This window comes from Paenibacillus tengchongensis (assembly GCF_008973665.1).
GTDB classification, from domain to species: Bacteria; Bacillota; Bacilli; order Paenibacillales; family Paenibacillaceae; genus Paenibacillus_AQ; species Paenibacillus_AQ tengchongensis.
In genome coordinates, this window is the sequence record NZ_WACP01000006.1 from 212,063 (window position 1) to 225,942 (window position 13,880).

Below are 13,880 nucleotides of genomic sequence, written 5' to 3' on the forward strand. Positions count from 1 at the left end.
ATGTTCAAACTAATAGCGGCGAATCTTTCTCGCCAAGGTGTTGCCCAAGGATTGAATGCCCTGCACCAGAACGACCAGAATTAACACTGTGGCTATTACGACTACCGTGTCAAACCGCTGGTAGCCATAAACGATGGCCAAGTCGCCGACACCGCCGCCCCCGACCGTTCCGGCCATGGCCGTAGCGCCGATCAAGCCGACCGTTGCCGTGGTCAACGACAGAATCAGGGAACCCACTGCCTCCGGCAATAAGAAGTAGCGGATCACTTGAAACGGAGTAGCCCCCATCGACTCGGCAGCTTCCATAATTCCTGGGTTTACTTCCAGCAGCGAGTTCTCGACTAAACGTCCGATATAGGGTGCGATATAGATAATCAGCGGCACGATCGCTGCACTGGTTCCAATCGAGGTCCCCACAATAAGTCTTGTAAACGGAACAATGGCTACCAGAAGAATAATAAATGGCAACGACCGGACAATGTTAATGACCGGATTAAGGATCGCATAGACGGCCCGGTTCTCCAGCACACCGCCTGGACGGGTAACCACCAGCAGGATGCCGAAGGGAATTCCGATCAGTGAACCCACAAACAGCGAAATCCCTACCATTTGTATGGTCTCTATAATCGCCTGCATAAATTGCTCACCGGTTACTGTGGTCGAAAACATTTGCATCCACCTCCTCAATTCCAATCTCATGCTGTTCCAGGAACTCTAATGCCTTGCCGATCTCTGCGGACTCGCCGCTGAATTGCAGAATCATGGTGACCAGCGTCTTCTCCTGAATTTCGGTCGTGTTGGCAAACAGTATATTGAACTTGATGTCATAGGCGCGGACCATCTCATAGAGAACGGGTTCCGTCGTGCTTTCCCCGAGAAAATGGAGCTTGACAAGCCGCCGTCCATGCTCGGCTTTGATGGATTGCTGTACGCTGGCGGTCAGCTCATTTTGGATGACAGTCTTCACAAAATTCTGCGTTGTCTGATGCCGCGGATGGCCGAATACCTCCAGCACGCTGCCCTGCTCGATAATCTTCCCTTCCTCCATCACGGCCACCTTGTTGCAAATCTCTTGAATAACAGACATCTCATGCGTAATAATCAGCACCGTAATGTTGTATTCCGCATTGATCCGCTTCAGCAGCTGCAGGATCGACTGGGTAGTCTGCGGGTCCAGCGCCGAAGTCGCTTCGTCGCACAGCAGCAGGGATGGATTCGTAGCCAGCGCCCGGGCAATCCCGACCCGCTGCTTCTGTCCGCCCGACAATTCGCTCGGGTAGCTGCCTGCCTTGTCGCTTAAGCCCACAAACTCCAGCAGCTCCGTTACCCGCTGGCGGATTTCCTCCTTGCTCTTCTTGAGCAGCACGAGGGGGATCGCTACGTTATCAAATACCTTTTTCGATTCGAGCAGGTTAAAATGCTGAAAAATCATTCCGATATTCTTCTTGGCTTCCCGCAATTCACTGGCGCTATATTCGCCTAAATCGAATCCGTCGACCAACACCTGACCTTCGGTCGGACGTTCCAAATAGTTGGCCAGGCGGATCAGTGTGCTTTTTCCGGCGCCGCTGTACCCGATGACCCCGAAGATATCGCCTTTCTCTACGTTCAGGCTGACGCCCTTCAGGGCTTCAATCGTGATGCCTTTGCGTGTGAATGTCTTATACACATTCCTGATTTCAAGCATGTTCATCCCCTCATTCTTATCGTGAAGTTAGGACTTAGTTTGTTGGTTATAAAAATCACGCTTTCGCCTGCAGCTTCGCCAGCGCCCTTTCGGCTAAAGAAGCAAAGTAGCGGGCTGCGGGTTCAATAGCTGCCTCGTCGACATCAAACTGCGGGTGATGCAGCGGATACGCCGGACCCGCTCCGATATTGACGAAAGCGCCGGGAATCTGCTGCAGGTAGAACGAGAAGTCCTCCCCGCCCATTTGCGGCGGAATATCCCGCACCTCATAGCCGGCAGCTGCGGCAACCTCTTTTGTAAAATCAGCCCACTCTGCATGGTTGATCGTGGCCGCCGGGCCCGGATACCAGTGCAGCTCCGCCTCCGCTCCGGCTGCTGCGGCGATTCCCTCGATAATCCGGGTCATCTGCTCTGGAATGTTACGCCGGATCTCTTCATTGTAAGTCCGTACCGTACCTTCCAGTTCAACCTTCTCCGGCAGTACATTCCAGGTGAAGCCCCCGTTGATGCGGGTGACGCTGAGCACCACCGGCTCCAGTGCCGTACTCTGCCGGCTGACGACAGTTTGCAGCATCGTAATGATCTGTGCCGCGGTTACGATAGCGTCTACCCCATTCTCGGGAGTAGCTGCATGGGCGCCGACGCCTTTTACCGTAATTTCAAACCGGTCTACGCCTGCCGTCAAAGCTCCGGAACGCGTTCCAAACGTCCCTGTTGGCAGCTCCGGTGAATTATGCAGTCCGAAAATGGCAGCTACATCCTTAAGGCCTCCCGAGGCCAGAACACTCTCCGCCCCATGCCCCGTTTCTTCGGCCGGCTGGAACAGCACGCGCACCTTTCCCGGCAATTCGCTTTCGCGTTCCTTGAGTAGGATCGCAGCACCTAAAATGACAGCGGTATGAAAGTCATGGCCGCAGGCATGCATTTTACCCGGAATCTCTGAAGCAAACGGCAATCCCGTCTGCTCTTCAATCGGCAGGGCATCGATATCGCAGCGGATGGCTACAATAGGCCCGTCAGCCAGTCCAATTTCAGCAATCAGACCAGTTGCTAAAGGGAGGTCGAGTATACGTATATTGGCTTCGGTCAGCCATTCCCGCAGCTTCGCCGTCGTCCGGAACTCTTCATAGCTGAGCTCCGGCTCCCGGTGGAGGTTTCTGCGCACGTCGATTAATTGATTGACTAAGTCCGTCTCCAGATTCGGGGCCATCGTCGGGCACTTCCCTTCTTTATGTCTTCCATTCATTATGTCTTCAATTTATTATGAATCGGCAGGTTCCATTTCCTTGATCTGCTCCAGGGCCGTAGCCAGACTGCTAAGAATATGATCCCGCATCGCCTTCTCTGCACCGTCTTCATTCTTGTCGATAATCATCTGCAAAATGAAATTATGCTCTTCATCCGCTTGTGTGTTCCAATCCCCGTGCAGGGAGACATACCGGCAGTAGCGGAGCGAATGATCTCTTAACTGATTCAATACCTTCTCGAAGGTCTGAAGTCCGCTTATTTCCGACAAATAATCATGGAATTCAAACCCGTAGGTAACAAAATTCTGATTCTCCCCATGCCGGAAGGAATGCTTAATCTGTTCCATCATCCGGGTGAGCTTCTGGATATCCTGCTCCGTCGCGTTCCTCGCGGCACTTCTGGCAACGTATCCTTCAAGCATGCTGCGGATTTGAAAAATCTCCTCAACCTCCTTGGCGGTTACCGAAGCTACCCTGAGCCTTCCGTTTGGCTGACGGACCAGAAAATCCTCATTCTCCAGCCGCTGAATCGCTTCCCGCAGCGGAGTACGGCTAACCCCTAGCAGCGCCGCCAGCTTCTCTTCATTGACCGGCTGATTCGGCACTAATTCACTGTCTATGATTTTCTGCTTTAATTCGTAATAAGTGTTGTCCTTGGACAATCTCCGTGACCGGATCATCATTCCTCTACTTCCCCTCATCGCATGGTGGCGTGTCGGCGATATATTTGTATAATTGTATACAATTATTAGTGTGAGATTGCACTCTATGTAACAAACAAGTATGCCCTAGCATTTCGTTTCTGAAAATCTCAGTTATCCTAGCTTTTTTTCATATAATAATCCCATAATCCCACCTAGTCAAGTATGATTTATGGGAAAATGACAAAAGTCTGCAAGGATCGCCGGCCGGATGGCCATTGAGTATGAGGAAAGCCCCTGCTGTGAGGAGGCGGGAATTGACAAGCGCCTGCAATCCTCTGCTGTAAGGCTGGAGGAATAATAAAAAGGAGCATCAGCTGGTAGGCTGTGCTCCTGTGCTCCTGCAAGCGACTCTAAATTCGGCAATGCTGTTGTGCACCTCTGATGCCTCTATGCAACTCCAGTTACTCTACTGGCACTTTAGGCTGCTCTGTGCAACTCCGGCTACTCTACGCGCACTTTAGGCCCTCTGTGCAACTCCACTTCCTCTACGCGCACTTCTGTGCTGAGTACACGTTGCCGATTTAGGTGGAAAATCGCAACCTAATTCCATCTGTATCGAGTTAACCGCGAACCTAAGTGGAAAATCGCCACTTAATCTGTGCGGTAACTAGCCTTTACGTCTATTACGTCCGCATTAGGTGGCGGAAATCCAACTAGATCGCCGAAATCCTTCATAACGGCAGAATTAGTGTGCGAAAATCCAACTAGAAGCTTGACCGCAGCAAATTGCAGCTATGCACCACCTAATGCGAGTAGGCTGGGGATTCCAGCAGATACTGATCTTAAATTTGGCTGGGTCACCACATTAATCGGCCGAACACTCTCCATTTCCGCTACTCCGCCATTTCCGCCACTTAGCATACAACTAGTCCCGCACCAGCAGCTCCTTCAGCGCTTCTGGATTCGTCAGCGGCTGGCGGCAGGCAAAATTGCGGCATTCGTACACCGTAGCCTGTCCGTCCACCGCCGGCTTGTCGGCCAGATGCGGCAGCAGCTTCTGCACCCCGCCGTCTTCGGCGTCCGTCCAGTTGACGATCAGCGCCGCGTCCGGCTGGTACGCCCGCTGCACCTGGGATAGCATGCCGTGCAGCACGGCATCGCCGCGCTTGCCGCTCAGCACCCACTCGCGGCCGCCGGAGACCAGCGCCAGATGCGCCTGCAAATACATGGAATAGCCCGGCGGATACTCCGCCGCCGCTGCCGCCAGCATTTGCGCCGTCCGCTCGGCAATCGCCTTCAGCTCGGCATCCTGCGTAATGACAGACAGCTTCCACAGCTGTCTGGCCGCTACGGAGTTGCCGGACGGGATAGCTCCGTCATACAGCTCCTTGGAGCGGATCGGCAGCTCTTCCCCGTCATGGCCGGTGAAGAAGAAGCCTCCACCTTCCTTGTCGCCGAACAGCTCAAGCAGTCCATCCTTAAGCGTGATTGCCCGCTCCAGATGCACGGGTTGCCCCGTCGCTTCGTACAGCTCGGTCAACCCCCAGAGCAGGAAGGCATAGTCGTCGATATATGCCGGAATGGCGGCCTCGCCGTCGCGGTAGCGGGCCAGCAGCCGCCCGTCTTCCCGCCGCAGGGTCGTCCAGATGAAGTCCGTGGCTGCGGCCGCAGCCTGGGCGTACTCGGGCTTTTGCAGCGCTTTTGCACCCTTGGCCAGCGCCGCAATCATCAGGCCGTTCCAGGAAGTGAGCACCTTGTCATCCTTGGCCGGATGAATCCGCCGCTCCCGGTAGGCGAACAGCTTCTCGCGCCACTCGTCAGTACGCGTCTTCAGGCCGAGCGGGTTCAGCTCCTTCAGCTCCGCTTGCTCCTCCGGCAATCCGCGCAGCAGGTTCGGTATATTCGCCCCCTCGAAGTTGCCTTCCGGCGTAATGCCGTAGACATTGCAGTAGGAGTGCATATCCTCCAGGCCCAGCGCTTCTTCGATTTCGTCCCGCGTGAAGACATAGAACTTCCCTTCGACACCTTCGGAGTCGGCATCCTCCGCCGAGTAGAAGGCGCCCTCCGGCGAGGTCATATCGCGCTTCACATACGTAAAGATTTGCTCTGCAATATCCGCGTAGAGCGCTTTTCCGGTAATCTGATACGCTTCCAGATAAGCGATGGCCAGCAGCGCGTTATCATACAGCATTTTTTCAAAATGCGGTACCAGCCATTCGCGGTCCGTCGAATACCGGGAGAACCCGAAGCCGATATGGTCGTACATTCCGCCCCGGTACATCGACTCCAGCGTCTTCTCGGCCATCCGCAGCGCCTCCGGCTGCTTATAGGTCTGGCTGTACGCCAGCAGAAACGACAGATTATGCGGCGTCGGGAACTTCGGCGCCTGGCCGAATCCGCCGTATTCCTCATCGAACTGCCGCTGGTACAGCTTGTACGCTTCATGCAGCAGCTCTTCGCCGGGAACTCCGCTGCCGTCGCCGCCCGCGCTTCGCGCATTTTTACGCTCATACTCCTGCAGCTCCTGCATCAGCTCATCCCCGTACTGGATCAGCGCTTCACCGTCCTGCTCCCACTTGCTGCGGATCTGCTCCAGCAAATCCATCAGCCCGATCCGCCCGAACATTTTCCGCTTCGGAAAATACGTTCCGGCATAAAACGGCTTCTTCTCCGGTGTCAGCAGCACCGTGAGCGGCCATCCGCCGCTCCCGGTCAGTGCCTGACACACCGACATGTACAGTGCATCAATATCCGGCCGCTCCTCGCGGTCGACCTTGATCGCTACATAGTGATCGTTAAGCAGCTGCGCGACTTCCTGGTCCTCGAAGGACTCGCGCTCCATTACGTGACACCAATGGCAAGTCGAATAGCCGACGGATAGAAAGATCGGCTTGTTCTCCGCTTGCGCCTTAGCAAAAGCCTCTTCTCCCCACGGATACCAATCCACTGGATTGTACGCATGTTGTAACAAATACGGGGATTTTTCATTTATTAGTCGATTAGGCTTTTGGCCTTCTTTTATCTCCATTTATGTAGCCTCCTTATGCAGAATGTGCCTTTGTTAGTATTACCCATTGAATGGCAAAAAGACACCAACAAGGGTTAGTGCCTCGGTTCGCCTTTTCTCTTTATCTTTGCAGGTTAATCAATAGAAAAAGGAGCCCTTTTACAGGCTCCCCTTCGACGGTGTTTGATCGTTCGAGTATCTTTAAAAGTCACACTTCGCATCACTAGAAATACTTGGGCACCGCTTGTTCACTTTCCGTTTTAAGGAATGCTACTAGGCGTGTGTGTTCAGAGATGCTCTGCGACACAACCCCTCGCTTTCAGTTGACTTAGTGATTAGTTAAATTCCTCTTGTAGCCCTAGCACCGAATGGTCCAACGGAACCACACCTCTCTTCACACCGTCAAAAATATCTTGCACAGATTTCAAGCTTCTTATACATCGTATGCTCAAACAATTTTAAATCGGGGCCGTTAAGTATTACCATATTATTCTAAATAAATGAAAGTCTATAACCACACTTTCTTGTCCGTTAATACAGGAAAGTAATTTCGTATGGGCTGAAAAACTAAAGTTAACAGGAGTGGAATTCACCGACTTGCCACCAATGACAAGTCGAATAGCCGACTGAAAGGAATATCGGCTTATTCTCGGCTTGGGCTTTGGCAAAAGCTCCTCGCCCAAAGGATACCAACCCACTGGATTGTGGGCGTGCTATAGCAGGTAAGGCGACTTTCGTAAGCAAATTTATTAGGTACTTTGTGGGTTGCCATGGGGCATCCCCACATTACGGCTAATTTGGGGAAAGTATCGTCTAGGGTTAGTTTACCCAATTTGGCGGGGGAAGGCGCAAGGAATGGGTTTATGGGTTGTCATCGGGCATTCCCTCATATCGGCTAATTTGGTAAAGTATCGTCTAGGGTTAGTTTACCTAAAAAAGTACAGGAGAGCGCAGAGTGAGTAAAAAGGCAACTTACAATTAAGACATACCAATCGTTCAACAACCCGTTCAATGTCCCAAAAGCTATCCATCTCGTTGTGAGTTGTGGGGTCTGTCAATAATTTTGTGTAAACTCTTTTAAGCACAGTTTCCCCCGAGGGGGAAGCCGCAAATCTAACGCAAGTGTTGACCGACCCGGTCAGGGAAAAAGACCGACAGCTGGAGCAGCATTTGGCCCCAGTTTTGGACACGTCCCGTCCATTTCCGGGTGACGTCTACGGTGGCCAGATAGAGCATCTTCAGCAATGCCTCATCCGTAGGAAAGATGCTCTTTCCCTTCGTCACTTTACGAAGCTGACGGTGGTAACTCTCGATCATGTTGGTGGTGTAGATGAGTTTGCGGATCTCAGGCGGGTACTTGAAAAAGGCAGCAAGCTCGTCCCAATTTGTTCGCCAAGAACGGATAATAAGCGGATATTTTGTTCCCCAGACCTCCTCGAAACGATCGAGTTCAAGTAAGGCGCCTTCCTCGGTAGCTGCTTTGTAAATTGGCTTTAAGTCAGCAGTTACTTTCTTAATATCCTTGTACGACACGTACCGGGTGGAATTGCGAATTTGGTGAATAATACACTTCTGAATTTCAGTTTGGGGATAGCAGGCTGCAATCGCTTGAGAAAATCCGGATAGATTATCCACGCAGATAATAAGAATGTCCAGAACCCCGCGATTCTTCAGTTCATTCAGCACACTCAGCCAGAACTTGGAGGACTCATTCTCACCAATCCACATGCCCAGCACGTCTTTGTTTCCGTCCAGATCAATGCCAATGACCATGTAGGCAGCTTTGTTGATAATGGCCCCGTCCTGTTTGACCTTGAAGTGGATCGCATCCAAATAGACGACCGCATAGACGCCTTGCAGAGGGCGGTTCTGCCATTCTTTAATGAGAGGAACAATCTTATTCGTGACATTGGAAATGAGCGTAGGAGAGACCTCAATGCCATACATCTGCCCTAGATGATCCTGGATTTCCCTTGTGCTGATCCCTTTGGCATATAGGGCGATGATTTGCTCTTCGATACCCGTTACATTGGATTGATGCTTCTTGACCACCAAGGGCTCAAACTCACCCAGCCGGTCCCGGGGGATGGCGATTTCCTGTTCGCCGTACTCACTGACTACCGTTTTACGGCTCTTCCCGTTGCGGCTGTTTGGCGTGAGCTTCGCTTTCACTTCATGCTTTCCATAGCCCAAATGGGTATCCATTTCGGCTTCCAGCATCTCCTGAATCGTCTCTGCAAACAGGTCTTTCAAGGCATTTTGTGCATCTTGTGCAGTGACAAGATTGTTCTCCTTAATGAACTCCCGAAGTTGCTGTTTTGACCAAAGTCCCATGTGTTCTCCCCAACCTTTCTCTTACTTCCATTTTAATGGGTTTGAGAGTTTACACAATATATTTTACAGACTCGAGTTGTGCCGTGTGTTATTGCCCTATTAAAGGTTTTATTTAGTTAGGAGCTTTTCCGGCATTATCCAATATAATATATTCAATCTTCTCTTTTCCACTCATTATTCTACAACCGTTAAATGTTATAAAAATTATAAGTAAGAACACTTTTAGAATTTTTTTATTTTTATGAAGGTCATTCCTTTCTCTATACTCTTTAGCGAATTGTGGCTATTACGCAAAGGTTGGTGACCATAATCGCCGATCAACGATATAAACACTCTTCACATGTTATACGATAATAAATAGCTCTTATTATCTTCCGTACTCAGAATTCCGATGACCACATTGTTATAGCTGAGATCAAATACATCAATACCAGTGATTTAAGCATTGGTTTGAATATGGCGAATGGTGTAATAGCCCTTGGTTGCGGCAAGAGGTACGAGACTCGCTGTTTCTTCATCAGTAATACCCGCGATTTTCTTTGAGGATGAGGTTGCGTAATCTGAGGGTAACGGCAGTTCACACCCCGTTTATTTACATAATTTTCTTCACGATCAATTATACGCCTTCCATCAAGAATGTTCTCGACTCAAAAAAAGAAAAACGGCGCAGTCGCCCACAATCAGGCCCGCGCCGTCTTACTAATTATCTTATTGCATGCCCTGCATAATCGCATTAATAATGCCCTGCTGAGTTACGGTATTGTTCGATCGATTGAACAGACCGAAGCCATGCTGGCCGTTGTAGCCATTATCCCAATAAATCGGCACGGCTTTGTATTTCTTGGATGCTGCCGCAACCGCTTTGGCAAAAGCTGCACGATACACGTTGCTCGTGGAATCATACGCTGTTTTGTCAATGGAACCGAACTCACCGATCACTACCGGATAGCCTTGAGTGACGAACTTGTTGTACATCATCTGCAGCTGCGAATTCAGGTAATCCTCTTGACCCCAGGTCGACTTCTTCGCTGGGTTCGTGGCCGAAGCCCCCCACTGCGTAATCGTGCCCGACTCCTCACCCGCAAAATCCCAAGGGGAATAGTAGTGCGCGGAGATCATGATTCTTTTCTCAGAGCTAGGGATGGTTGAGGACCGGTACGTATCCGTGGGCAGAACAAAACCGTAATTACCGGCGGTATAGTCGATATTCGTATTCCAGCCCGGAATCAGCAGCCATCTGGCACTATTGTTGCCGCTGGTCTGTCTGACCGTATCCACGAAGATTTGGTTATACGCATTTAGGTTGGCGTAGTAAGCCGAATTCGGATTGCCGTAAGTACCGTCGAACACCTCGTTCATTGATTCAAAAATAAGCCGTTCATCATAGCCCACAAACTTGTTGGCAATTTGCTCCCACACCTTCTTATACTTCTCTTTGATGACCGTCTGATTGCTGCTGTTCACCAGCAGCCAGCCGCCTTGAACGGTATTGTACCCGTCCCCGTGAACGTTAATGACCACATACAGGCCCTCGTTGTAGGCATAGTCTACTACCGTCTTCACACGATCCAGCCATGCCGAATTAATCGTATAAGAGGGAGCGCTTCCAATAAGATTCAAGTAGGAGACGGGGATACGAATGGTTTTGAAGCCTGCTGCCTTCACCTTCTTGATCAGCTCTGCAGTGATAACGGGATTGCCCCAAGCCGTCTCGCTCGGTGTACCATTGATGGATGCCTCCAGCTGATTGCCTAAATTCCATCCGGCGCCCATTTCGCCGACAATTTGCGTAGCCGTAAGCGATCTGAAATCCGATGTAATCGGTGTTGCCGCAGAAGCCCGGTCACCCCATCCGGTCAAGGCTACCGAAGCTAGCAGTACAAGCGCCAGACTGTACACTCCGCATTTTTTTAATTTAGCCAGCATGTCAAAACCTCCGTTAATATTGTAATTGCACTTCAAGAAAACGGTTACAAAATATCAAACTATATAGATGTATGAAGAGCCGAATGCCCTCCTTTCCGTATCATCTAATCCACAAAAGGAATTATCCGTTTGTTACCATCAGAATAACATATTTATGGAAAATATAGTATGAAAGAGTTTGAGAATCTGATGACAATTAGGAGAAGCGTACCCCGTTAACTCTGAGCAGATCACTGTTAGTGAAATGCAATTTAACACTCACACTTCCCTACTCGTTAGTGGCCATTGGTCTCCGGCCTCTTATGCCCAGCAGGATGATAGCAACATAGATTAGGATGGCAATCGAATCTATCAACGTATCCGCAAGTGCCGAAGCATCATAATATGCCGTAACGCCGAGAATGACCATCAGACGGACAAGCAAAAGTATCACAATCGTCCATGCAGCAGACCGGAGCTTCGATTGCTCCCTTTGAAATGACAGGATCATGAATACAATACCGAAGACCAGATTCTCTGCGGTGATAATGTGCCAGACATATCTGAATATGATCTGTGTGTCCAGGTGTATATCAGTTACAGCAAGCACCGGCAGTACAACGGATTGCCCGTTCCAAGCGTGCGTTACGGCAAACAATATCGCAAGCACGCCAGCCATCTCAGCGACCTCCCGTAGATAATCGGGGTCTACCCTCTCCATTCTGTGGAACTGAAACCTCCCTTTGATTTCTTCCAGCGAAAAATCCGCGTACTGCATGATTTGAACATTCATCAATTCGACGAGATCAGCCTTCGAGTACCTGCGGTACGCATTGTGTTCCCGGGACGGCGATACGATTCCAATACGGTCATAGTACCGAAGCGTATCCTTCGGAATACCAAGCAACTGTGAAGCCTCTTTGATCGAGTATTGTTTTTCCATGCATTTACCATAACATTGGAGTAAAGTCCAATGTCAATGGGTTTTTATTATTATTTATTCAAGAGTCTAAAAATCGCTTGTTCTTTGGTCCAATGGATGCTGATAGCATAAAAAAGCTCCCGCAAAATCAGCAGAAGCTTCAGCAATCCATGTATGAAACAAGTATCCTTACAAGAGCCGTTAGGTACAATAAGAGTGGCTTAACAGACAAGATAGCACCGCTTCACAAGAATTAGGTAATACTTATCATACAAAAACAAGAAAATCATACTATCTTCTGTATTTAGAATTCCCTTTAGCATTATTGTAGCTAGATTATTGATCTAAACTGATCAAGTCTATTTAACAAATTACAAAGATCATTGGGAAAATCATGCTCAGTAAATTCATCAATGATCTTAAAATCAGTCAAACTAATAGTATACTCACTTTGAAGTTCTGCTTTTAACATTTTCAATACTTCTTTTCCTGGAACTATCATCATTCTAGTATCAATATTTTTCCACTTATCCTCGAATATCTCCATTGATTGTTTGTTTATTGTTGCTTGATCTAAGCGTGAGTTTCTCAAGTATTCTGCTCTTTTAGCTAAATACTGAGATTGAACGTCTATTTTTATTGATGAGGTAATATCGTCTAAAATCTGCGACACTGATCTTAATTGCGCTAGTTCATTTCCAGTTCTTTTCTCTCGCTCACGAATAGCCTTCCTTATTGCTTTATCTAAGACTTTAGGAATTAACAAATAATTTTCAATTTCCTTTCTCTCATGTATATGAGAAAACACTAAATGTTTGTTTAATTCTAAGTTAATATTGTTTATTTCTTCATCACACCTAAAATCTTTATCGAAGACCGCTCCAATATGTAATGAAGAATTAAGTGTTTCTTTGAATCCCCAAGCAAATGATCTTATAGTTTCCCAATATGAAAATCCACCACATTCGAATGCAGTTAAATCATTTCCTGTTGATAATTCATTAAGTCCTAATTGCTTAGCGAACCTTCTGAGTATTTTGTAATCACTTAACCCCTCTACGAACAATAATCTTCCGGTTCGAGCTAAGTGTGTTAATGTAATATTTTGAATTGAACCAACAGCATCCATGGCTTTTTGAATATCTTCAATGTCCTTAAGTCTTTGAGCAGATCGCATTTTTTTATTAATCAATAGAATCTCTGACGCATCCGCTTCACCCATTATTTCAGTAGAATGAGAAGCTATTATTATGTCAGGGCCACTATCTCTAAGTATCCCTAACAATTGTCTCTGTACATCAGGATGCAGATACACTTCTGGTTCATCAACAACTATTATAGAAGCATCTTTACTTCGTGATATATGAGTTAGTAGTTGGCACCATATCTGAAATCCAAAGCCTGACCAGTATAGCTCACGTGCGATACGATCTTCATTACAGAACATTACAAGGTCAGATGACATCATATCTGTTTTTCTCGGTGGTTCTATCGTCATTCCAGGCCATGTTTTACTAACTAATTTTGAAAACTCTTCGAATCCCTGAGGATAATACCTCCAATAATTCCGGAAATGTCTTGAAGCTCTATGAGTGGTTAATCCTTTTCTAACAGTTTCTTCAGAAATAACTTGTTCATTTTGTTCAATTGGCCCTAAAACAGGAACAATTTCTAATGAAATCGGAAATTCTTCTTTAAACTGCTTTGGGGTAGTCACTTTTTTTCCACTTGTTACAGTCAATAAGTAACAACCTCCTGTCAATGGAAAGTATAATATGAGTCGATTGCCATTAGATAAACGAAAATTAATTGATGACTCAATTTCAGCGTAATCTGTATGCACATTTTCAAGTGACATCGGTAATGCTTCCTCTGAAATTTGATATCCCATCTGTTCACCATCAGAAGTGCTTACAATAGATGCTTTCTTGGATAGAGCTTGTCTTATTCCAATAGCTAAAGCACGAAATGCACTTATTATAGTTGATTTACCACTGTTATTAGGGCCAACCAATATATTCATACGTTGTATTTTTACAGAATAATATTTAAGGGCTTTAAAATTTTTGAATTCAATTGAAGTGATGTTCTCTTTATTGTTTTGCATACTGTATTTCCTTTCATGCGTAGTTTC

At 48.0% G+C, this 13,880-nt stretch carries 9 protein-coding genes and 2 pseudogenes; all 11 read right to left on the reverse strand.

Annotated elements, in window-relative coordinates:
• Nucleotides 1-9: 9 nt before the first annotated feature.
• The 11 genes and pseudogenes from F1381_RS12495 to F1381_RS12540 all read right to left on the reverse strand — a co-directional run bounded on the left by F1381_RS12495 (nt 10) and on the right by F1381_RS12540 (nt 13,853).
• Nucleotides 10-669, reverse strand: a complete 660-nt coding sequence (locus F1381_RS12495) for a methionine ABC transporter permease (protein WP_151735186.1) — start codon at nt 667-669, stop codon at nt 10-12.
• On the reverse strand, nt 644-1,687 hold the full coding sequence (locus F1381_RS12500; protein WP_151735187.1) for a methionine ABC transporter ATP-binding protein: 1,044 nt from the start codon (nt 1,685-1,687) through the stop codon (nt 644-646). Before F1381_RS12500 ends, F1381_RS12495 begins: the two co-directional genes overlap by 26 nt.
• 55 nt (nt 1,688-1,742) lie before the next feature.
• The gene (locus tag F1381_RS12505; RefSeq protein ID WP_151735188.1) at nt 1,743-2,897 is read right to left on the reverse strand and encodes an amidohydrolase; all 1,155 of its coding nucleotides are present in this window, start codon (nt 2,895-2,897) and stop codon (nt 1,743-1,745) included.
• A gap of 51 nt (nt 2,898-2,948) precedes the next feature.
• Nucleotides 2,949-3,617: a GntR family transcriptional regulator gene (locus tag F1381_RS12510; RefSeq protein ID WP_151735189.1), complete on the reverse strand. Its 669-nt coding sequence runs from the start codon at nt 3,615-3,617 to the stop codon at nt 2,949-2,951.
• 886 nt (nt 3,618-4,503) lie between these two features.
• Complete coding sequence (locus F1381_RS12515) at nt 4,504-6,606, reverse strand: thioredoxin domain-containing protein (protein WP_151735190.1); 2,103 nt, start codon at nt 6,604-6,606, stop codon at nt 4,504-4,506.
• A 558-nt stretch (nt 6,607-7,164) separates the two neighbouring features.
• Nucleotides 7,165-7,331: pseudogene (locus tag F1381_RS29265) on the reverse strand (DUF255 domain-containing protein); the annotation flags it as partial.
• Nucleotides 7,332-7,698: 367 nt separating this feature from the next.
• Complete coding sequence (locus F1381_RS12525; protein WP_151735191.1) at nt 7,699-8,919, reverse strand: IS256 family transposase; 1,221 nt, start codon at nt 8,917-8,919, stop codon at nt 7,699-7,701.
• 708 nt (nt 8,920-9,627) lie between these two features.
• Nucleotides 9,628-10,845, reverse strand: coding sequence for a glycoside hydrolase family 5 protein (locus F1381_RS12530; protein WP_151735192.1), 1,218 nt, complete (start codon nt 10,843-10,845; stop codon nt 9,628-9,630).
• A 268-nt stretch (nt 10,846-11,113) separates the two neighbouring features.
• Entirely contained in the window at nt 11,114-11,545 is a 432-nt protein-coding gene (locus F1381_RS12535; protein ID WP_187355326.1) for a hypothetical protein, read from the reverse strand.
• Between the two features lie 24 nt (nt 11,546-11,569).
• Nucleotides 11,570-11,767: pseudogene (locus F1381_RS28810) on the reverse strand (MerR family transcriptional regulator); the annotation flags it as partial.
• Nucleotides 11,768-12,077: 310 nt separating this feature from the next.
• Nucleotides 12,078-13,853 (reverse strand): ATP-dependent nuclease, encoded by a 1,776-nt coding sequence (locus tag F1381_RS12540; protein WP_151735193.1) that lies wholly within the window; start codon nt 13,851-13,853, stop codon nt 12,078-12,080.
• Nucleotides 13,854-13,880: the final 27 nt, after the last annotated feature.

Coding starts and splice junctions, on each gene's coding strand:
- F1381_RS12525 (WP_151735191.1), bottom strand. CDS start 8,919: ATGGGACTTTGGTCAAAACAGCAACTTCGGGAGTTCATTAAGGAGAAC.
- F1381_RS12500 (WP_151735187.1), bottom strand. CDS start 1,687: ATGCTTGAAATCAGGAATGTGTATAAGACATTCACACGCAAAGGCATC.
- F1381_RS12515 (WP_151735190.1), bottom strand. CDS start 6,606: ATGGAGATAAAAGAAGGCCAAAAGCCTAATCGACTAATAAATGAAAAA.
- F1381_RS12510 (WP_151735189.1), bottom strand. CDS start 3,617: ATGATGATCCGGTCACGGAGATTGTCCAAGGACAACACTTATTACGAA.
- F1381_RS12505 (WP_151735188.1), bottom strand. CDS start 2,897: ATGGCCCCGAATCTGGAGACGGACTTAGTCAATCAATTAATCGACGTG.
- F1381_RS12530 (WP_151735192.1), bottom strand. CDS start 10,845: ATGCTGGCTAAATTAAAAAAATGCGGAGTGTACAGTCTGGCGCTTGTA.
- F1381_RS12535 (WP_187355326.1), bottom strand. CDS start 11,545: ATGGAGAGGGTAGACCCCGATTATCTACGGGAGGTCGCTGAGATGGCT.
- F1381_RS12540 (WP_151735193.1), bottom strand. CDS start 13,853: ATGCAAAACAATAAAGAGAACATCACTTCAATTGAATTCAAAAATTTT.
- F1381_RS12495 (WP_151735186.1), bottom strand. CDS start 669: ATGTTTTCGACCACAGTAACCGGTGAGCAATTTATGCAGGCGATTATA.